This window comes from Staphylococcus argensis, assembly GCF_002902305.1.
Taxonomy (GTDB): Bacteria; Bacillota; Bacilli; order Staphylococcales; family Staphylococcaceae; genus Staphylococcus; species Staphylococcus argensis.
Genome location: NZ_PPPX01000011.1, coordinates 1 through 19,522, shown reverse-complemented (window position 1 = coordinate 19,522; position 19,522 = coordinate 1). Strand labels below are relative to the sequence as shown.

Here is a 19,522-nt window from a genome sequence, read left to right as displayed (position 1 = left end):
GAAGATGAAAGCGATAGGTGCAGATCGTGTTTTTACGTTGGATGAAGGAAATCTATTCTATGAATATGAAAGAGAAATACCTGAGCCTCAAGAACATGAGTTGCTCGTTCAGGTCAAAGCAATTAGTGTGAATCCTTTAGATACGAAACTACGTCAAACAACGCCGTCAGAAACGCCGAGAGTATTAGGATTTGATGCGGTAGGCGTGGTACAATCTGTTGGAGATGAGGTCACTTTATTCAATGAAGGTGATAAAATTTATTATTCTGGATCACCAATTTATCAAGGATCCAATCAAACGTATCAACTTGTAGATGAACGTCTTGTAGGTCGTAAACCTAAGAATTTATCCTATAACGAAGCGGCAAGTCTCCCGCTAACCGGTCTTACTGCCTCAGAAACATTATTTGATGTGTTCCAAATTTCATCTAATCCGGAAGAGAATCAAGGTAAAACATTATTGATTATCAATGGGGCAGGTGGCGTAGGAAGCATTGCAACACAGATTGCCAAAGCTTATGGTCTCCGTGTGATTACGACTGCTTCGCGTGAAGAAACTAAACGTTGGAGTACAGATATGGGGGCTGACATTGTGCTGAATCATCGTAATCATCTCGTAGATGAATTGAAGCAGCATGATATCGATGAAGTGGATTATGTTTTCTGTACATTTAACACTGATATGTATTACGAGACGATGATTGATTTAGTTAAAGCAAGAGGCACAATTGCAACCATTGTGGCGTTTCAGGAGAAACAGGATTTGAATTTATTGAAATCTAAGAGTGTAACCTTTACGCATGAATATATGTATGCACGTGTCGTTCATCAAGCTGAGGATATGATTAAACATCATGAATATTTAACTGATATTACTGAGAAGATTGAGCAGGGAATTTATCAACCGACAGTGACGCAAGTCATGCAAGGTTTAACGAGCGATAATATCTACCGTGCGCATCAAATACTCGAAGACCAACGAATGATAGGCAAACTCGTCATTAATTTAGAAGACGAACACGCCAATGAATAAATAGTGAATTAAAGGTGATATAGAAGGGAGCATCCTAACATGTGAATTGGGATGCTTCCTTCTTTTTTGAAACATTTTATCGTAACGCTTCTAGCGCCTCATTTTATCCGTAATAAAAGTTAGCCTTTCTAGTCCATTTAATCCCTCAAAACTCGATTACTCTGCGTCTCAGAGGGTATGTGAAGTACATCTCAACTAAGGAGTGTATCATGTCATGCAAAAAAAGAAATTGACGATTGTCTTCTGGGTTGCTTTGGCAATTTGTACAGCCTTTGTCATCTACGGGGCAATCTTGCCTAAACAACTCGAGAAGTACACACAGAATATCACTAACTTTATCGCCGTTCATTTCGGATGGTACTATCTCTTACTCGTTCTAGCGATATTAGTGATCTGTGTATATTTACTCTTCTCAAGATTCTCATCTATCACACTGGGAGAAGAAGGGGAAGATCCAGAATTCTCGCTTAAATCATGGTTCGCCATGTTATTTAGTGCAGGAATGGGTATTGGTCTCGTGTTCTGGACGACAGCAGAACCGATCAGTCATGCTTTCACGCTGACACCTATTCATAAAGCAGGTACACAAAGTGCGATTAACGATGCCATGCAATTTGCTTTCTTCCATTGGGGAATTCACGCATGGGCAGTATATGGTATTGTCGCACTCGTCTTTGCTTACTTTAACTTCCATAAAGGCTATCCAGGTTTAGTAAGCGCGACGCTCGTTCCAGTCTTTGGTCAACGCTTAATGCGTGGCCCTTTAGGAGGTGCTGTCGACGTACTAGCAATTATCGCGACAGTTACAGGTGTTGCAGCTACACTTGGTTTTGGCGCTTTACAGATTAACGAAGGACTTCACTACTTGTTCCACGCGCCTTCAAACTTTGGTGTACAAGTGGTAATCATTATCATCGCAACAATTCTCTTTACTTGGTCAGCTTGGTCTGGTATTGATAAAGGGATTAAAAACTTAAGTAATATCAATATGATACTTGCATTCGTCGTACTAGTCGTTCTATTCTGCGTCGGTCCGACATTGCATATCTTAAATACCTTCACAAATTCATTAGGTAACTACATTGCTAATTTCTTTAACATGAGTTTACGTATCCCACAAAGCGGTGGAGAGAAATTTCAGTGGATGCAGAACTGGACGATCTTCTACTGGGCTTGGTGGGTATCATGGGCACCATTCGTAGGTATCTTTATCGCCCGAGTTTCAAGAGGTCGTACGATTAAAGAATTTATTCTAGGCGTACTCTTCGTTCCGGCACTCGTATGTTTCATGTTCTTCGCAGTATTTGGTGCAACAGCGATTTACTTACAAGAGCATCACATCGCTAATATTGCGAAAGAAGCGACAGAAACAGCGACGTTTGCGACGTTAGAGCACTTCCCATTAGGCTTTATTCTCAGCATCGTAACACTCGTCGTAATCATGATTTTCTTCGTGACATCAGCCGATTCAGCGACATATGTGCTTGGCATGTTGAGCTCGAAAGGTGATATCAATCCTAGTTCTTTCGTTAAAGTGAGCTGGGGCGTTATTCTCGCATTGTTTGCGATAATTATGATTTATACCGGTGGAACACAATCCATCCAGAACTTACTCATCATCGCAGCTTTACCATTCTCTGTCGTCATTATCTTTATGATATGGGGGCTGTTTAAAGCTCTGTCTCATGAGAAACCACGGTCACATCAGAAGATTCTCGGTCAGGATTATAAAGTCTTACATTATCGTAAATCAGAATTAGAAGCGGAAGCGCGTGAAGCTGAGTCTGAAAGATAATATAGGTATAAAATATTTTTACAAGAATAATATCACGTAAGGCGTTAATGTTAAAAATTAATAACAATGTTTTTCGAGAAAAATTTAGGGTATTAAGACCATACAAAGAGAACATAATTAATCTATGCATAGGAGGTGTCATACGAGGTGAAACGACTTAAAAATTTCATATTAGGCCTATTAATTGTAGTAATCGTTGGTTTCTTACTCTTCATGTACATCGATGATTCAAGAATCAGCGAATACCAAGATTACTTCTTGCAATTCAACTGGTTCAAACCATTACTTATCGGTTTATCAGCTTTTCTCATACTTATTGGTCTAATACTCGTATTTAGCTTGTTTAAACCTACGTATCGCAAACCTGGATTATACAAAGACTACGAAGATGGACATATTTACGTGTCCCGCCGTGCTGTTGAGAAGACTGCTTACGATACAGTCACTAAATATGATTCAATCAGACAGCCTAACGTAGTTGCTAAATTGTATAACAAGAAGAACAATTCATACATCACATTGAAGGCTGATTTCTTCGTTCCTGGTGATGTACAAGTGAAACAACTGACAGAAACGATTCGCAATGATATTAAACAGAACGTAGAACATTTTGCTGAAATTCCTGTTAAAAAACTAGAGGTTAACGTACGAGATCAGAAAGCCGCAGGACAACGCGTGTTGTAAGGGAGGGTTAATATGGCTAATAACTATAATCAACAAGAACAAGATTCACTACAGCAAGTGATCGATTTCCTTAAAGCTTATAAATGGCGAGTAGTTGGTTTCCTAGCATTCTTGATTATCGCTATTTTATTCCTAACGCTCGGATTCTGGAAGACAATATTAATTATTTTATTATGTTTGATTGGAATAGGAATCGGGTATATGAAAGACAGAAAGCAAGACTTTATGAACTTTTTAAATCGATGGAGTTAGAGAAAAATAGAATTATTCGATAAGAAAGAAAATTTTTAAATAAAGGAGAATGTATTATGGCAGTAGATAACAACAAAGCTAAACAAGCATATAACAATCAATCAGGCGTGAACGAAAAAGAAAGAGAAGAACGTCAAGAACGTCGTGAAGAAAGCCAAGAGCAACAATTCCAAAACAAATTGACTTTCTCTGATGAAGTAGTTGAAAAAATCGCTGGTATTGCTGCACGCGAAGTTAAAGGTATCTTAGAAATGAAAGGCGGCTTCGTCGACAACATTTCTAACTCATTCGGTAGCGGCAACAACGTAACTCAAGGTGTAAGCGTTGAAGTTGGCGAAAAACAAGCAGCTGTAGATTTACGCGTTATCTTAGAATACGGTGAATCTGCACCTAAAATCTTCAAAAAAGTACAAGACATCGTTAAAGAACAAATTAACTACATCACTGGTTTAGAAGTAGTTGAAGTGAACATGCAAGTTGACGATGTAATGACTAAGAAAGAATGGTCTCAAAAACACGAAAAGAACCAAAAAAATAACAACGAAGACAAAGGATTACAATAATCCAGAGTCGCTATAATATGAAAGGTGAGCCTGTTGAAGGCTCACCTTTTTTATTAAGCTTGGTACATAAATGTAAATTGACTATAAAAAGCAAACTTAAAATAAATTCTTGAGCAAATATTCAATGTGTACTCGAGACGCTTGATGGATCTAGACCACAACGAAAATCCATTCTTCGAGCTCTTTGAGCGAAAAGAATTAGTTGAGTGTGGTCCCATAAGCAAGCGAGAGTTATAACATTGAAAATTAATAAGTTTTAATGTTGTCCCAGTCTCTTTTTATTGGAGGAAATGGATGAAGATTTAGCAAGCGCGTAAGTTTCTAAGATCAAAGGAGAAGCAAGATTACAATCGGTTAAACACCTCGTCTTGCTCCTAAAATTTGCGTTAACTGCGATATAAATGTGATTACGAGGTATAGCGCATAAATGGAGAATGTGAATTTGGTATATTACTTATCGCGTGAAAGTGGATTATGCACTTGACGATACGTGTAAATATCCGCTTCATCTTCTAATCGCATTGTCGTTACACATTTGTAGTCAATCAATGGTGCAAAGAGACGCTCTCGTATAGATTGTAAGCATTCAGTTTCCTCTGGTAAGGTTTCTGCTATTTTTTCTAAACCTTCTTTTATTAATTCACGAATAACTGTCCACAATTCTTGTTCCAAATTATCATAATCAGTATGAGCAACTATCGTCGTAACGAGTTCACCCAAGTGGTTTTGTAGTGTTGAATAAAAAACTTTATTAAACACAGTTTGATCTTTGTCGGTTAGGATGAGCGATTTTTCATGGAAATCCGTGATATCAAAGCCTAATTTCGCTAACTGCTGTTGATCAATACGTAAACCTTCGAAGTCACGAACGAGCATTCGAGCAAGACTGCCGTCACGATTAAAAATACCTACAGTATTTTGAAGGTGTGCTTCCAAAGCGATACCATATTTCAAATAAAGGGGTAACGTTATATTTAACAACGCTTGAGCGTAAATCTTAAACCATTGTCTAATTGCATCATGCTTAGAGTGGAATGACTTACTATATTGCTCTATCAGTGACATGATGAGTGGCGTCGATTCGTAGACATCAGAAATTGCTAAACTTGAACAAATAACGGGTAGCTCTTCTTTGCTTAAATCTACTTTTTCATACAGATTATTACGGAAAAGTGTACCGAGTTGTTCGCTCAATGTCACGGCATCGTTAACGTCTGGAGAATAATAATGTACGCCTGCAAACTCATCTAATATTCCGATATTTGGCTGATGAAATAAAGGGTCTTCTTCAATAATTCGACCTATAATTTGCGTCATCAAAGGCCCGTTATATGTCGTCTGTTCAGATAGCGTACGAATTTCCCCTGTAATATGAACGCTCGTCGGTAATTTCACATGAGGATACATATCAGGATACTTTGGCATTAAAGTTCTAAATGACAAGCCGGCGTAATACGGCAGACTATAAGACAACGACACGATATTACCGTCTTCAATGTCAGATTGATAGTCACGCAGAACAATTTCTTGATATTGCCAAGGATGTACAGCGAATATGACGAAATCTGAGAGTATATGTAATCCCAACTTCTCTTCAATATAAGTTTTCAAATCTGGAAAAGCAGCAAGAAGCGCACTATTATAATCCTCGCTACTTGCTCTCGGACGACTCAGAGAACGTTTCACTAATACAAAGTGCAATGGAATCGTCTGTTTAAATTCAGAGGAGTAGCGTATCGTATCTGCTACGGACATTCCCTTTCTCAATTTGGCACCCGGATGTAATGGGTGACCCTCTATCACTGCTTGTTCTGAAGCTAAATAAGGATCCTGAGCCTCTATGAGATGATCATAAAGAGATTGATTTCTATCCTTCTTGGTCCATAGACGATAACTTAAACTCAATCCCATATGCGTCATGCTGTTCTCGAGATCATCCTTAAATTGCTCGCTCGCCTCAGTGCGATAACTTGAATCCTCTTTCAAGATAAGGTCGAGCACTTCTAGTGGACTCATTACTCGATGAACTTGTTTCTTATCCTTTAGGTAAAATGGACCACGTATATCCACACGATCATAAGCATATGTACCAGTGACTTGAGCGAGTAGTGATTGTTGAGAAGATAAATGAATAAACAGCGCATATTCTGAGTTAATGAGTTCTCTTAAGTGAGGTGAAAGATGGTGACTTAAGATCATCTCACTGTGATCGTAGCTTTCTACCAAGTTCTCACGATACATTGAAGCGATGAGGCGTTGCGTTATTTTATCTCTTCCTGTCATGATTGTGGCTTCATAATACTTCAACCATTCTGATGATTGTTGTGCTACGTAGTCGTAAGCTAAAGATTCAGTTGGTGTTAATTCAATCACAAGCTCTTCATGTTCTATTATTTTCTTCATAAAGCACCTCGAAAGATTATTTTACAAATCGATTTGATATTTGTATAATTAATGTCAGTAGTAATTGATAATAATTATCAATTAAAAGAAATCTTTAATTACATCTATCATAACAATTTTACGGTTGAGACAGAAGTTGAGGGGACTCAACATTTTAAGAAAAGAGTAACTATAGAGAAAAAATTCTCAATGTATAGTCTCAACATGATTTTTAATATTTTAAGCAGAGAAAAATAATATGAGTCAATTCGCACTATTACTCAGAAAATAACAAAAGTTTGAAGCGCAAATTAAAAAGGGTAAATATTATTAAGATAGAGAATGAAGAGAGGGGAAGTCGCATGAGAAGCGCAATATGGAAACAGGCTGATCAAAATGAACAATATCGAATAATGAATAGCCTCGTTAAGGAACGTATCTTCCCTGAGTCGACAATTATTACAGAGAAGGACGACGAGTTAGATATTCAATATCACGCACACGTGCTTAAGGTGGATTTGAAAAGTGTGGCTACATTTAAACGCTATCAGTTAAGTGGTGCGATTTGCTACTTAAAGGGAGCTCAAACCCAATTTATTGAATCGACTGAACAACTCATCGACATTCTCACTCAACATTTCGATATACCTATTGATGAACGATTAAATCAAGAGCTCATCTCAAGTAGGGACGGGTTCGCTTCAGTATATCGAGTGATGAAAAGTAGAGCGTCGACGGTTAAAGCCAGTTTGAAATATGCTCGGTTGCCGATAGCGATTAATTTCTTTAGCTGGTTACAACATATGGCTGATGCTTCACAACTCGATCCTTTGCTTTATAGTGAAAGTTTAGCTGTTGAAGGCCATCCAACTCATCCACTGTCTAAGACGAAATTACCACTGACAGAAGAAGAGGTAGCAGCATATTCACCTGAGTTTGAAAAAACGATTCCGTTGAAACTCATGCTCATACATAAGGACTATGCAGGCGTGACATCACCTGTCGAAGATTCACAAATGATTCTTAATCAAGTTATTCCGGATTATCGATATAAACTACGTGCCTTTATCGAACCGTTAGAACGTAGTTTAGATGATTATTACGTTATCTTCGTGCATCCATGGCAATATGAGCATGTGATATTGCACGATTACATTAAGTGGATCGATCGCCAAATATTGCTACCAACACCTTTTACTATCGATAGTAAAGCAACCTTATCTTTCCGTACAATGGATCTCGTCGGGCGTCCTTACCATATTAAGCTACCTGTTAATATCCAAATGACGAGTGCAGTGCGAACTGTGGGGCCTGTAACGACAGTAGATGGCCCTCGTTTGAGTTATCAACTACAAGGATTATTTCAACGCTTTCCTCATATGCAAATTGCGAAAGAACCCTATGGTATCTATGCGCGCACTGAAGATGATCGCGCCCGTCAACTTGCATGTATTGTTAGGGAGAAACCGACTTTTACACAAAATGGAATATCAGTGGTGGCGGCGAGTCTCGTTAATCGCAACCCAGTTGATCAACAAATCATCGTGGATAGTTATCTTGAGTGGTTACGTGAAGATATCTCGCCTCAAACGATTCAACGTTTTCTCACAGAATATGCACGTCAGTTAGTAAAACCGCTTATTGCTTATATTCAACATTACGGCATTGCACTAGAAGCGCATATGCAGAATACCGTCGTTAACTTGGGGCCTCACTATGAGATGACATTTGTAATTCGAGATTTAGGTGGTGCGCGTTTAGATATAGATGCGATCCAACAAGCCCTTCACAATGTTGAAATAACGAATACGAGTCTCATCGCCCAAGATATGGAGGCGGTCATTCAGAAGTTTCAACATTCAGTGATTCAGAACCAGTTTGGTGAACTCATCTATCATTTCGCCCAATATGAAGGTGTAGAAGAAGCGGAGTTATATCGCATTGTTGCTGAACAAGTACGAGAGGCTATTGATGATGAAGCACCTCATGCACAAATACTGAAAGATGTCTTATTTGGTCCGACGATTACAGTAAAAGCGCTCATGCGTATGCGGATGAAGCAACAAGTCAAGCAGTATGAAACGATTACCTTGCCAAATCCGTTGCGAGAGGAGGACAGCTCATGGCGCAGTTAAATATCAATTTGTCTAAAATAGAGTATAATGCGCGTGTGCTCCAACAAATGTTGACGCGTAAACATATCCATTTCACACCTGTGTTGAAAAGTGTCGCAAGTGATCGCCAAGTGATTGAACGACTCAATAAAGTAGGACTCACGCACTTTGCTGATTCAAGACTGAGTCATCTCACTCCAATCCGAGATACAGATAATACCTTTACATTACTGAGACCTTCTCGTGCGAGTGAATATGCCGAGTTAATTGAAACTTGTAAGATGAGCATACAAACTGAATTGACGGTTATTCGCCAATTGAATGAGATAGCTGCAGGCTTAGGTAAGAAGCATCAAATCATGTTGATGGTAGATTGGAAGGATGGTCGTGAAGGTATCTTAACTTATGATTTGACGCACTATGTTAAGGAAATTCTGCGATTGCGTCACATTAATTTGGTAGGTATCGCATTTAATTTCATGTGTTTCAACTCTATTGCTCCTACTGAAGATGATGTAGCGATGATGACGCAGGTAGTTGATGCAGTGGAATCTGATACAGGACATCATTTCAGAATCATCTCGGGTGGGAACTCAAGCATGCTACCGTTGCTGATGTATAGTGATTTAGAGCGCATTAATGAGTTGCGTATAGGTGAAACGTTATTCAGAGGTATTGATACGACGACCAATGTAGGTATTGCTTCGCTTTATCAAGATTGCATCACTTTGGAAGCTGAAATATTAGAAATTCAACCACGTATTTATTTGGAGACGGGTGACAAATATCTCCAAGCGATAGTGGATATTGGTCAGTTGGATACGATGGTCAATGAGCTTAAGCCGATTGCACATCAAATTGAAATTCTTGGTGAGACGAGTGATCAGTTAATGTTAGATTTGAAAGGGCAAGATTTTTATCAGGTAGGAGATATGATTCACTTTAGTCTTGGTTATTCTGCCTTGAGTCAATGTATGTTTCAAGATCATTTAGAGCGACATTATATGGAAGATAAAGGTATTGAAGCGGTCAATAGAAATTTTAATGTGAATACATGCTCAGGTGTGCGTCGTTAAGATGATGGTGTGGCGTCGTGGTGGTCATGTCGGTCTTGTAAAGAATATTTGAGTAACATTAATGGTGTATACATTTAGTTGTGGGCCTAATATGTATGCAGTAATATTAATTTTAGAAACGCGCGTTTTCTTATTTTACGTAAAAGGATAACAGCTTAATTAAATGAATGCTCCTAAAATCTAATGGAACACAACAGTCAAGTCACTATAATGCCTGTTGTGTTCCTTTTTTGTTTGTTTAAATTTCAAAGGTTAGAGGGTTAAATAAGTGTAAAATTGAATGACAAGAAGGCATCGTTTTTCAACAATAATTGAATAAGTAGTCGTAATCCTATACAGTAGTAACATACTTGAATATATATTATGAAACTTAAATAGAATATGAGTAATATTAAGAACAAATTTCCTTTAAGTTCTATACATATTTATACATAATGAGTTATAATTATATTCGTTGTTAATATTGAGGTAACACCGGAAAGGTGATGGAAAGTGAAAGACTATAGTAATAAACAAATACGTAAAGGTCGTTTCAAATTTATAACTATGTCCTTGATTGGGATAATTTTATTTTTAATTCCTATACCTGTAAAGATGGACGGAGAATCACAAACGTCATTACCAGTGGCATACTTGGCAAGCTTACTCAAAGATTTAATCGGACCAGCGATGCCACTACTTATCGTCGCGATTGTGACTTTATCAGGTATCATTTCTGTGATTTGTTCTATCTTTTTACGTCATAAATTAAAGAAAGGCCAACTGCTTAACGACGCTTTCAATGTGAGTTGGATTTGGCTCATCTTACGTCTTCTCGCAGTAGTGTTTGTGTGGATGGTCTATCTCAAAGCAGGGTCGAAGATGATTTATTCAGAAGATACTGGTGGTCTCGTCTTTGGAGATTTACTCCCGACACTCGTATCTGTATTCTTCTTCGCTGCGTTATTCCTTCCACTATTGATGGAATACGGTTTACTCGAATTATTAGGCCCGATCTTCAGACCTGTAATGCGCCCTTTATTCACTCTGCCAGGTCGTTCAACCGTCGATAACTTGGCCTCATTCATCGGTGACGGTACGGTAGGCGTATTGATCACGAGTAGACAGTACGAGAAAGGAATATATTCTCGTCGTGAGGCGACAGTGATTTCAACGACATTTAGTGTTGTATCGTTAACTTTTGCGATCGTTATTGCGCAAACGGTACATATGCAGAAACATTTCTTCTATTTCTACTTTACTGTCATCGTGTCATGTATTGTTTGTGCATTTATCTTGCCGCGTATTTGGCCGCTCAATCGCATTCCCGATGAGTATGCACAAGATGTATCTGAGGAAGCGCGTCAAGAGCAATTACCAGAAGGTACGAATCCTTTAAAGCATGGTTTTGACCAAGCTACACAAACTGGAATTGAAGCACCTAACTTTGTTGAATTCTTTAAATCTGGATTTAAGACGGTTATTGATATGTGGTTTGTCATCTTGCCGATAGTGATGAGTATAGGTACACTAGCCACAGTCATTGCGACTTATACGTCAGTATTCCAATTTATTGGGAAACCTTTCGTACCATATCTTGAACTATTGCAAATTCCAGAAGCTACGCATGCTTCTGAAACGATCTTAATCGGTTTTGCAGATATGTTCTTACCGTCAATCTTAATCGATGGTGCCCATAGTGAGATTACGCTATTTACGATTGGTGCGTTAAGTATCACTCAGTTAATCTATCTCTCAGAAGTAGGCGGAGTGATTCTAGGTTCTAAGATTCCAGTGAGTATCTTTAGACTTTTTGTGATTTTCTTAATCAGAACGATTATCGCGTTGCCAATTATTTCTCTTATGGCTCATCTCTACTTTAGTTAAGTTAAAATGTGAGGGACAGAAATCGATCTTGGTTTCTGTCCTTTTTCTTTTTGTAAAAGGAGGAAAAGGATTATTGAAATAGCGATTTCATAACTAGACTAGGAGATACTAGGAATATAGCGCTTTATCAATTTTTGTAAGCCAAGCTATTAAAAAAATCCTTACAGAAGTCAATATCATTCTGTAAGGAATTCGCATAGTAATATTTAATCTAATTGTGTTAACACGTGTGCTTTCACAATTTCATTATTAAGAACAGGTGATTCTTCAGATTTTTTCGAACCCTTATGAGCATTCTTGAAAGCATCACTATTACGCCAAGCATTGAAATCTTCTTCAGTATCCCACCACGTATTGACGTAAAGTTGGTCATATGATTCTTCGTTATCAATTTGCCATACTTCTGTGCGTACAAAACCTTTCATTTCTTTGATTCCACTATTTTTAGTAAACATTGGCGCCAATTTTTCAGCATAACCTGTTTTAAGATCAATTCTATTTGTTACAACATACATACTTATATCCTCCTCTTATAGTTTTTAAGATGATGTGTGATGATAAAGTGATCATCTCACATAAAAAGAAAGGCATCCGTGATGGATGCCTGGAGTATTATTTATGCGTCAAATTGAGATTCTCTTTATTTCGTTAATTCGTTATAAACCTTTTGGTCATTGTGCGTATAAATAATGTATTCATGGTCGTTAGTATCGATAATAACGCGATTTGTCTTACCGAAAGTTGAACCGATACGAGATACTTTATCAGCATCTAATTTAGGTACTGCGTGGATGTCTTGATCTTGTGAAATGTTTTGAATTTCACTTGTAGGGATCTTAATATCTGCAACGCGCCATTGAATATTAACCTCATTATTATCTTTCTTAACAGTCATTGCCATAACTTGAACACATCCTTTAATTAGTTTGTAATTTCATCATAAAAGAATATGCAATCGGTTTCAAGCATTTGGCTGTAGTTATCATAAATGTGTCACAGACGCGTCATTGAGCGATTATTCGCTGTTTAATCTTCGAAACTGAATACATCATCTTGCGAAGTTTTAGAGATGAAATTTAGGCGGTATGATGACGGTGTAAATTTTACCATACTAAAAAAGCGAAAGTATGTTCGCGTTTAGAGGTGAGATGTGATAGAATAAAAGATATCTTAAAGGAGTATCAGTTATGACAGGTAAGACACATCTATCTTGTGGCATCCTAGTGGGTGCAGGTTTAGTATCCTATTATGATACTGACATCTTCACCTCAATCACACTTGTAACTTTAGCCGCGTTAAGTAGTATCTTTCCTGATATTTGTCATACTCGTAGTAAAGTTGGAAGAAAGTTTAAACTCCTCAGTTGGGTCATTCGTCTACTATTTGGCCACCGAACCTTTACTCACTCTCTTAGTTTTATCGCTTTCGTAGGAATATTACTGTATCTTCTTCAAACACCTAATTACTATGCAACTGCAATTATTGCAGGCATGATTTCACATATTATATTAGATATGCTTACACCACGAGGAGTGAAATTGTTGTATCCTTTGCCGATAAATGTTAAGTTTCCAGTGACTTTCAAGACAGGCGGTGCTGTTGATACAGCGTTAGCTACAGCCTTGACGATAGGAGCGGTTTATCTCTTGTTTAGTTCGTTTTGGCAAGAGGTATTCTATAATATGTTAAAATGAATGAAAGATTGAATATATAAGAATTTTTAATAAAATACAGCATAACAAACGAATGATAGGTAAGGGAGAGAAAGTACAAGTGGACAAGAAAAGCTTAGAGAAACATGGACAAGAACACTTAATTGAATATGAAAAATTAATGAGTTCTAATGAAAAAGAAGCTTTAGAAGACAAAGTAGACGAACTTGATTTAGATGAAATTAATGATATGTACGAAGATTTATATCTCAACAAAGAAATGATTAACGATGTTTCCAACGTTTCTGAAGTTCAATATGATGTTAAATCTCAATTGACTGAAGAGGAAACGAAACAGTATGAAGATATTGGTTTAGAAGCAATTAAAGACGGCAAGTTTGCGGTTGTCTTACTCGCAGGAGGACAAGGCACACGACTTGGTTACAAAGGGCCTAAAGGAACATTTGAAATTGAAGGTGTAAGCTTATTTGAACTGCAAGCACGTCAGCTCATCCAGCTTGCTGAACGTACTGGAACTAAAGTTCATTGGTATATCATGACAAGTGATATCAATGATAATCAAACACGTTTATATCTCGAAGATAAAAACTATTTTGGCTACGACAAAGATTATATACATATATTTAAACAAGATAACATCGTTGCTTTATCTAAAGAAGGTAAACTCGTTTTAGATGTGGAAAACAACATTCTAGAGACACCAAATGGCAACGGTGGCGTCTTTAAGTCGCTAGCTAAAGCAGGTTATCTTCAAGATATGCAAGAGCTAGGTATTGAGTATATCTATCTCAACAACGTCGACAATGTATTAGTAAAAGTATTGGATCCGTTGTTTGCTGGATTTACTTATCACCATAGTAAAGACGTAACAACGAAATCGATTCAACCGAAATCAGGTGAAAGTGTAGGTAGACTTGTCAATAAAGATCATAAAGACACAGTGCTAGAATACTCTGAACTAGATCCAGAGATTGCCAACCAATTCGACAACGCAAATATAGGTATTCACGCTTTCAAACTTGCCTTTATTGATAATGTTGTAGATCGACCATTACCATATCATCTTGCTGTTAAAGAATTAGAGCAGCTCGATGAAGATTTCGGTGTGATTAAACAACCAACTTTGAAATTTGAACTATTTTACTTTGATATATTTAAATATGATACAAGCTTTATCACATTGCAGGTTCCACGAGATGAAGAATTTTCACCTCTTAAGAACAAAGAGGGGAAAGATAGTGTAGAAACTGCGACTAAAGATTTAAAACGACTAGGCTTAGTGTAAGAATAAGGTGGAGATGCAATGCAAGATATGACTAAAGGCAAGACTAAAAAGGTAAGAAGTGCATTCAAAGAAATCATTCCGTTATCATTCGGAGAAGAAATAGGCAATAGTGTATCTCACGGAGCAGCAGCTTTAATTACTTTGTGTGCTCTACCCTATGCAGCAGTTAGTAGCTATATAGGAGGTTCAATTCTTGAGTCATTTAGTGTATCGATTTATGTGATTAGCATCTTTCTGATGTTCTTGTCGTCAACCATTTACCACACGATGGCTAACGATTCTTTGCATAAGTATATCCTTCGTATTATCGATCATAGCATGATTTATGTCGCTATTGCCGGTACGTATACACCTGTTTGTATGATTGTGGTTGGTGGCTGGATAGGTTGGTCCGTCATGCTATTGCTATGGGGGCTTACGATATGGGGAATTCTATACAAGTCGATAGCTAAACACGTCAATCATAAACTCAGTTTAATCATTTACCTAGTCATGGGCTGGATAGGCTTACTGTTTATTCCAGTTATCGTAACACGAACGTCCATCCCATTTATGCTGTTCATCTTATTTGGAGGCATAGCTTATACTGTAGGTGCATGGTTTTATGCGCAAAAGGATCGCCCATATTTCCATATGATTTGGCATTTATTTATCGTCTTGGCTTCAGCATTTCATTTTATAGCAATCGTCTACTTTATTTGATAAAATATATCAGGTTTAAAATAGGCGCTACTCCATTAATTCTGAAATGATGATGAGTAACGTCACACGAAAGTGTATTCACGTGAAATTACATATGGAGGTGCTTTATGAAGCTGAAATCAATTGGTGTAGTAGCTGCATTAATTCTCATCATGTTTATGTCAGCTATTGAGACATCTATCGTGTCTTTAGGTCTACCCACAATTAGAGAAGACTTAAATGTGTCTAGCTCTATTTCATTAGTGTTTGCAGTTTATTTCATAGCCATTGTTATCGCTAACCCTATCGTAGGGGAACTGTTAGATCGCATGCGTATTCTTTATATTACGATTATGGGTGTAGCATTATTCCTTATTGGTAGTCTCATGTCAGGAATGAGCCCTACTTTTACATTCCTCATTATCTCACGTTTAGTTCAAGGTTTAGGCGCTGGTGTTATGATGGCTTTAGGCCAAATTGTTCCAAAGCTCGCCTTTGAGATACCACTACGTTATAAGATTATGGGAATCGTCGGTAGTGTATGGGGCATCTCTAGTATTATAGGTCCATTACTCGGTGGCGCTATTTTGGAATTTGCTACTTGGCATTGGCTCTTCTTTGTTAATATACCTATAGCTATCTTAGCGATTATACTTGTTGCTATTACGTTCCATTTCGAGAACGAATCAACTACGACAAAGAACAAGTTAGATATTAAAGGGCTAACGCTCTTCTATTGCTTTATCTTTTTACTCTTACTTGCAATCATGGGCCATTTACCAATCTATGGTGTGATTATTGCAATTATCTTGGCAGTAGTCGCTATCATTTGGTTAGTGCGTATAGAAAGTCAGGTGTCACGTCTATTCTTACCAGTTAAAGAATTCAATAAGATGATTGGACTCGTCTTCTTTACAGACTTTCTCTATGCCTTTATGCTTATGGGCTATAATATTTACATGCCGGTGTACTTGCAAGACCATCTCGGGCTTTCTCCGTTACAAAGTGGTTTTGTAGTCTTCCCAATTTCAGTGGCATGGCTTGTGTTAAACTTTACATTGCATAAGATTGAAGAAAAACTTACACGTAAAGGCCTGTATCTTGCAGCATTTACAGCTTTATTCGTATGTAGTGTACTCTTATTCTTTGGTACCAATGCACCGTTGTTCATGGCTGCTACGTTTATCCTTGCAGGTGTGAGCTTTGGTACGGTCTATACGAAAGATAGCGTTATTACCCAAGAAGAGACAGATCCAAGTAATATGAAACGTATGATGTCTCTATATACATTGACTAAAAACTTAGGTAACTTGATCGGTTCAAGTGTTATGGGTGCACTATATGCAATGAGTTTACCATTTATGTCATTGAGCATTTATAATATTTTGGCTACGACATTAATACTGCTCGTCATTCTATTTATTGTATGGGCAATTTACTATAGACACGAGCATAGCTTTAATTAATATTTTAAGACTTTAGCTTTAGAATAACGATTTTAATAATTCAACTTTATATTAGTAATCAAATAGAGAGGTGATTAGTGATGAGATATTTTAGATATTTATTAACCACGCTAGTCATGCTCTCTATTTTTGTTTTATCAGGAGCAGTCTTCTTAGCATTTTTAGGTTTCGGCTTGTTCGGGTTAAGTCGTATACTGATTTATTTCCATCTTGCCGATTTTACTTATAATAAAAATTTCATCGACAATTCGATTTATTACGGCAGTTATATTGTATTAGGATATTTCACGTTATTTGTCGTTGAACATTTAATGGACTATTTTCGTAAAAGGGCGCCTGAAAGTGAGTATCTGCAAGGGATTACTTTTCACTTAATTTCTTATGTCGTGACTACTATTATGTTTTATTTCGTGATTCATATTCACTATCAATATATTCATATCGACTTCTGGGTAATATTAGTTATTATAGGATTTCTGTTTTTATGTAAAGAAATCTTTTATCCAGATAGTGAAAACCTCAATCGTAAAAAATAGCATTTACTACGAGAAAATAGTGTGAAACTATTGAGCTAAGTCTTTTTATAAAGCATAATGAACGTATATACTAGGACTAGAAGCATATACAAATAACGTTTGTTAACTATACATATGTTATAGATATTGCATGAGGGGGAACTAATCGTGTTAACTAAAGAACAAGTTCAAGAACTTGTCGGGGAAATCAAAGATCCAATCATCAATGTACCATTATCTGAAACAGATGGTATCGTTAATATTTCAATTAAAGAGGAAATCGACCATGTTAGTGTTAAGCTAGCGATGGCACAACTTGGAGGTCAGCCTCAATTAGACTTACAAATGAAAGTCGTGCAAACATTGAAAGATAACGGAGCGAAGACTGTGGGAATTCGTTTCGAAGAACTTCCACCTGAAGTTGTAGAGAAATACACAGGTAAGAAGAAAGAAGAACCTCAAACTATCGAAGGACTATTATCTAAAGACAATCCTGTGGAATTTATCGCAATCGCATCTGGTAAAGGTGGGGTAGGTAAATCTACTGTAGCAGTCAACTTAGCTGTCTCACTTGCACGCGAAGGTAAGAAAGTAGGATTAGTCGATGCTGATATTTACGGTTTCAGTGTACCTGACATGATGGGTATCGAGGGCAAACCTGCTGTGGAAGGTAAAGAAATCGTACCTGTTGAACGTCATGGAGTTAAAGTTATCTCAATGGCATTCTTCGTAGAGGAGAATGCACCAGTGATTTGGCGCGGACCTATGTTAGGTAAGATGTTAACGAGTTTCTTCACAGAAGTGAAATGGGGCGAACTCGACTACTTATTACTCGACTTACCACCAGGAACAGGTGACGTCGCTTTAGACGTGCATACTATGTTGCCATCTAGTAAAGAGATTATCGTTTCTACACCTCATCCTACTGCAGCATTCGTTGCAGCTCGAGCAGGTGCAATGGCGAAACATACTGAGCATTCTATCTTAGGTGTTATTGAAAACATGTCTTATTTCGAAAGTAAAGAAACAGGAAATAAAGAATACGTCTTTGGTAAAGGTGGCGGAGAGAAACTTGCCGATGAGTTGCAAACAGAACTTCTCGGTCAACTTCCATTAGAACAGCCATCATGGGATCCAAATGATTTCGCGCCATCCATTTATCAACCAGATGATCGTCTAGGTAAGATTTATCAATCAATGGCACAAAGTATCATTGAGAAAACTTCTGATAAAGAATAAGAATTCTTAAAGAAAGTGTAGGGCTAAGTAAGCATCGTGCTTGCTTAGTCTTTTTATATTGAGATGAAGAATTCGATTCGGTAGAGAGGTGCGACTATCCTATGATTTGATGAATAAAGTGATAGCAAGAATGCACAAATGTAAAAATGAATTATTTAGGGTGGACATATGTTAGAAACTGGTCTATAGAATAAATAAATTAGAACGAGAGTGAGCTGAACTCACTTAGTAGGAACTTTAAAAAACACTTTGGTTGAATTCAGTTACGCTTCAAGAATAATAGTAGTATAACTTTATTATGGAATAATAGCCTGATAAGATGTAAACTTCTATTAATAAATGTTAAGAAAATCACTTGCATTATACGAAATAGATGTTAGAATTAGTTCTTGTGAGTCGAAAGAAATGAAGAACGAAATGCTAAATAAAAAAGTTGAAATCTTTTATTGACATTTCATTGTTTTCTTGGTACTCTATAAAAGTCGTCAAAAACGACATAGAAATTATAAAGTTGAGTAACAGAAAAGTGTAAAACTTATACTTGCTAAAATCAATTTTATAATTTAATATTGTAAAAGTGATGTTAATCACTTGAAAACAAATTGAAAACTTTTGTTGACAGCGTGTTAAACAGATGTTAACATTAGTTAGCAACCGAAATGAACATTGAAAACTAAATGACAATATGTCAACGTTAATTCCAATAAACACTTATTATAGCTAGTGAATGAAAACGATTGGCAGACGAGGAGATGAAACTGAGAGCGAAGTGATTTTACTTCGGTAAATGAACAAGCTCGAAGTTGAAATCGACAAAGTATGAAATCGTTTGTCATCACTTGATAGAGCTAATCAAACACTTTTTTATGGAGAGTTTGATCCTGGCTCAGGATGAACG

The 19,522-nt window shown here is 37.2% G+C and carries 17 protein-coding genes; 14 read left to right on the top strand and 3 right to left on the bottom strand.

Annotation, left to right across the window (positions count from 1 at the left end):
* Positions 1–4 precede the first annotated feature (4 nt).
* From CD039_RS06995 to CD039_RS06975, 5 genes are all read left to right on the top strand, one after another.
* The gene (locus CD039_RS06995) at positions 5–1,033 is read left to right on the top strand and encodes a zinc-binding alcohol dehydrogenase family protein (protein WP_103371720.1); all 1,029 of its coding nucleotides are present in this window, start codon (positions 5–7) and stop codon (positions 1,031–1,033) included.
* A 214-nt stretch (positions 1,034–1,247) separates the two neighbouring features.
* The gene (locus CD039_RS06990) at positions 1,248–2,828 is read left to right on the top strand and encodes a BCCT family transporter (RefSeq protein WP_103371719.1); all 1,581 of its coding nucleotides are present in this window, start codon (positions 1,248–1,250) and stop codon (positions 2,826–2,828) included.
* 147 nt (positions 2,829–2,975) lie between these two features.
* Complete coding sequence (gene amaP, locus CD039_RS06985; protein WP_103371718.1) at positions 2,976–3,512, top strand: alkaline shock response membrane anchor protein AmaP; 537 nt, start codon at positions 2,976–2,978, stop codon at positions 3,510–3,512.
* A gap of 12 nt (positions 3,513–3,524) precedes the next feature.
* On the top strand, positions 3,525–3,764 hold the full coding sequence (locus tag CD039_RS06980) for a DUF2273 domain-containing protein (RefSeq protein ID WP_103371717.1): 240 nt from the start codon (positions 3,525–3,527) through the stop codon (positions 3,762–3,764).
* Between the two features lie 56 nt (positions 3,765–3,820).
* Positions 3,821–4,327 (top strand): Asp23/Gls24 family envelope stress response protein, encoded by a 507-nt coding sequence (locus tag CD039_RS06975; protein WP_049407694.1) that lies wholly within the window; start codon positions 3,821–3,823, stop codon positions 4,325–4,327.
* Between the two features lie 450 nt (positions 4,328–4,777).
* Here the strand turns inward: CD039_RS06975 and CD039_RS06970 are convergent, their stop codons facing one another.
* Positions 4,778–6,730 (bottom strand): IucA/IucC family protein, encoded by a 1,953-nt coding sequence (locus CD039_RS06970; RefSeq protein WP_103371716.1) that lies wholly within the window; start codon positions 6,728–6,730, stop codon positions 4,778–4,780.
* Between the two features lie 341 nt (positions 6,731–7,071).
* Here CD039_RS06970 and CD039_RS06965 point away from each other — a divergent pair, with 341 nt between their 5' ends.
* The 3 genes from CD039_RS06965 (at position 7,072) to CD039_RS06955 (ending at position 11,765) form a co-directional block, all read left to right on the top strand.
* Positions 7,072–8,844, top strand: a complete 1,773-nt coding sequence (locus CD039_RS06965; protein ID WP_103371715.1) for an IucA/IucC family protein — start codon at positions 7,072–7,074, stop codon at positions 8,842–8,844.
* The gene (locus CD039_RS06960) at positions 8,832–9,899 is read left to right on the top strand and encodes an alanine racemase (RefSeq protein ID WP_103371714.1); all 1,068 of its coding nucleotides are present in this window, start codon (positions 8,832–8,834) and stop codon (positions 9,897–9,899) included. Before CD039_RS06965 ends, CD039_RS06960 begins: the two co-directional genes overlap by 13 nt.
* A 546-nt stretch (positions 9,900–10,445) precedes the next feature.
* Positions 10,446–11,765 carry a YjiH family protein gene (locus tag CD039_RS06955; RefSeq protein ID WP_390612100.1) on the top strand — a complete coding sequence of 440 codons (1,320 nt, stop codon included), beginning with the start codon at positions 10,446–10,448 and terminating at the stop codon, positions 11,763–11,765.
* A gap of 206 nt (positions 11,766–11,971) precedes the next feature.
* Here the strand turns inward: CD039_RS06955 and CD039_RS06950 are convergent, their stop codons facing one another.
* Both CD039_RS06950 and CD039_RS06945 read right to left on the bottom strand, forming a co-directional pair.
* Entirely contained in the window at positions 11,972–12,280 is a 309-nt protein-coding gene (locus CD039_RS06950; RefSeq protein WP_103371712.1) for a heme oxygenase, read from the bottom strand.
* Between the two features lie 125 nt (positions 12,281–12,405).
* Positions 12,406–12,666, bottom strand: coding sequence for a SunI/YnzG family protein (locus tag CD039_RS06945; RefSeq protein WP_002471374.1), 261 nt, complete (start codon positions 12,664–12,666; stop codon positions 12,406–12,408).
* 286 nt (positions 12,667–12,952) lie between these two features.
* Between CD039_RS06945 and CD039_RS06940 the strand changes: the two genes are divergently transcribed.
* The 6 genes from CD039_RS06940 (at position 12,953) to CD039_RS06915 (ending at position 18,624) form a co-directional block, all read left to right on the top strand.
* A complete protein-coding gene (locus CD039_RS06940; RefSeq protein ID WP_103371711.1) occupies positions 12,953–13,459 on the top strand; it encodes a metal-dependent hydrolase in 507 nt (168 codons plus the stop codon).
* Positions 13,460–13,511: 52 nt separating this feature from the next.
* Positions 13,512–14,723 carry a UTP--glucose-1-phosphate uridylyltransferase gene (locus CD039_RS06935; protein ID WP_103371710.1) on the top strand — a complete coding sequence of 404 codons (1,212 nt, stop codon included), beginning with the start codon at positions 13,512–13,514 and terminating at the stop codon, positions 14,721–14,723.
* An 18-nt stretch (positions 14,724–14,741) separates the two neighbouring features.
* Positions 14,742–15,425, top strand: coding sequence for a PAQR family membrane homeostasis protein TrhA (trhA, locus tag CD039_RS06930; RefSeq protein ID WP_103371709.1), 684 nt, complete (start codon positions 14,742–14,744; stop codon positions 15,423–15,425).
* A 107-nt stretch (positions 15,426–15,532) separates the two neighbouring features.
* Entirely contained in the window at positions 15,533–16,870 is a 1,338-nt protein-coding gene (sdrM, locus tag CD039_RS06925; protein ID WP_103371708.1) for a multidrug efflux MFS transporter SdrM, read from the top strand.
* Between the two features lie 80 nt (positions 16,871–16,950).
* Positions 16,951–17,406, top strand: coding sequence for a SepA family multidrug efflux transporter (locus tag CD039_RS06920; RefSeq protein ID WP_103371707.1), 456 nt, complete (start codon positions 16,951–16,953; stop codon positions 17,404–17,406).
* Positions 17,407–17,553: 147 nt separating this feature from the next.
* Complete coding sequence (locus tag CD039_RS06915) at positions 17,554–18,624, top strand: Mrp/NBP35 family ATP-binding protein (RefSeq protein ID WP_103371706.1); 1,071 nt, start codon at positions 17,554–17,556, stop codon at positions 18,622–18,624.
* Positions 18,625–19,522 lie beyond the last annotated feature (898 nt).

What these genes read in the sequence shown, in the direction of transcription:
- CD039_RS06995 (WP_103371720.1), top strand. Translation starts at nt 5, where the DNA reads ATGAAAGCGATAGGTGCAGATCGTGTTTTTACGTTGGATGAAGGAAAT.
- CD039_RS06990 (WP_103371719.1), top strand. Translation starts at nt 1,248, where the DNA reads ATGCAAAAAAAGAAATTGACGATTGTCTTCTGGGTTGCTTTGGCAATT.
- CD039_RS06980 (WP_103371717.1), top strand. Translation starts at nt 3,525, where the DNA reads ATGGCTAATAACTATAATCAACAAGAACAAGATTCACTACAGCAAGTG.
- CD039_RS06975 (WP_049407694.1), top strand. Translation starts at nt 3,821, where the DNA reads ATGGCAGTAGATAACAACAAAGCTAAACAAGCATATAACAATCAATCA.
- CD039_RS06970 (WP_103371716.1), bottom strand. Translation starts at nt 6,730, where the DNA reads ATGAAGAAAATAATAGAACATGAAGAGCTTGTGATTGAATTAACACCA.
- CD039_RS06965 (WP_103371715.1), top strand. Translation starts at nt 7,072, where the DNA reads ATGAGAAGCGCAATATGGAAACAGGCTGATCAAAATGAACAATATCGA.
- CD039_RS06960 (WP_103371714.1), top strand. Translation starts at nt 8,832, where the DNA reads ATGGCGCAGTTAAATATCAATTTGTCTAAAATAGAGTATAATGCGCGT.
- CD039_RS06955 (WP_390612100.1), top strand. Translation starts at nt 10,446, where the DNA reads ATGTCCTTGATTGGGATAATTTTATTTTTAATTCCTATACCTGTAAAG.
- CD039_RS06950 (WP_103371712.1), bottom strand. Translation starts at nt 12,280, where the DNA reads ATGTATGTTGTAACAAATAGAATTGATCTTAAAACAGGTTATGCTGAA.
- CD039_RS06945 (WP_002471374.1), bottom strand. Translation starts at nt 12,666, where the DNA reads ATGGCAATGACTGTTAAGAAAGATAATAATGAGGTTAATATTCAATGG.
- CD039_RS06940 (WP_103371711.1), top strand. Translation starts at nt 12,953, where the DNA reads ATGACAGGTAAGACACATCTATCTTGTGGCATCCTAGTGGGTGCAGGT.
- CD039_RS06935 (WP_103371710.1), top strand. Translation starts at nt 13,512, where the DNA reads ATGATAGGTAAGGGAGAGAAAGTACAAGTGGACAAGAAAAGCTTAGAG.
- trhA (WP_103371709.1), top strand. Translation starts at nt 14,742, where the DNA reads ATGCAAGATATGACTAAAGGCAAGACTAAAAAGGTAAGAAGTGCATTC.
- sdrM (WP_103371708.1), top strand. Translation starts at nt 15,533, where the DNA reads ATGAAGCTGAAATCAATTGGTGTAGTAGCTGCATTAATTCTCATCATG.
- CD039_RS06920 (WP_103371707.1), top strand. Translation starts at nt 16,951, where the DNA reads ATGAGATATTTTAGATATTTATTAACCACGCTAGTCATGCTCTCTATT.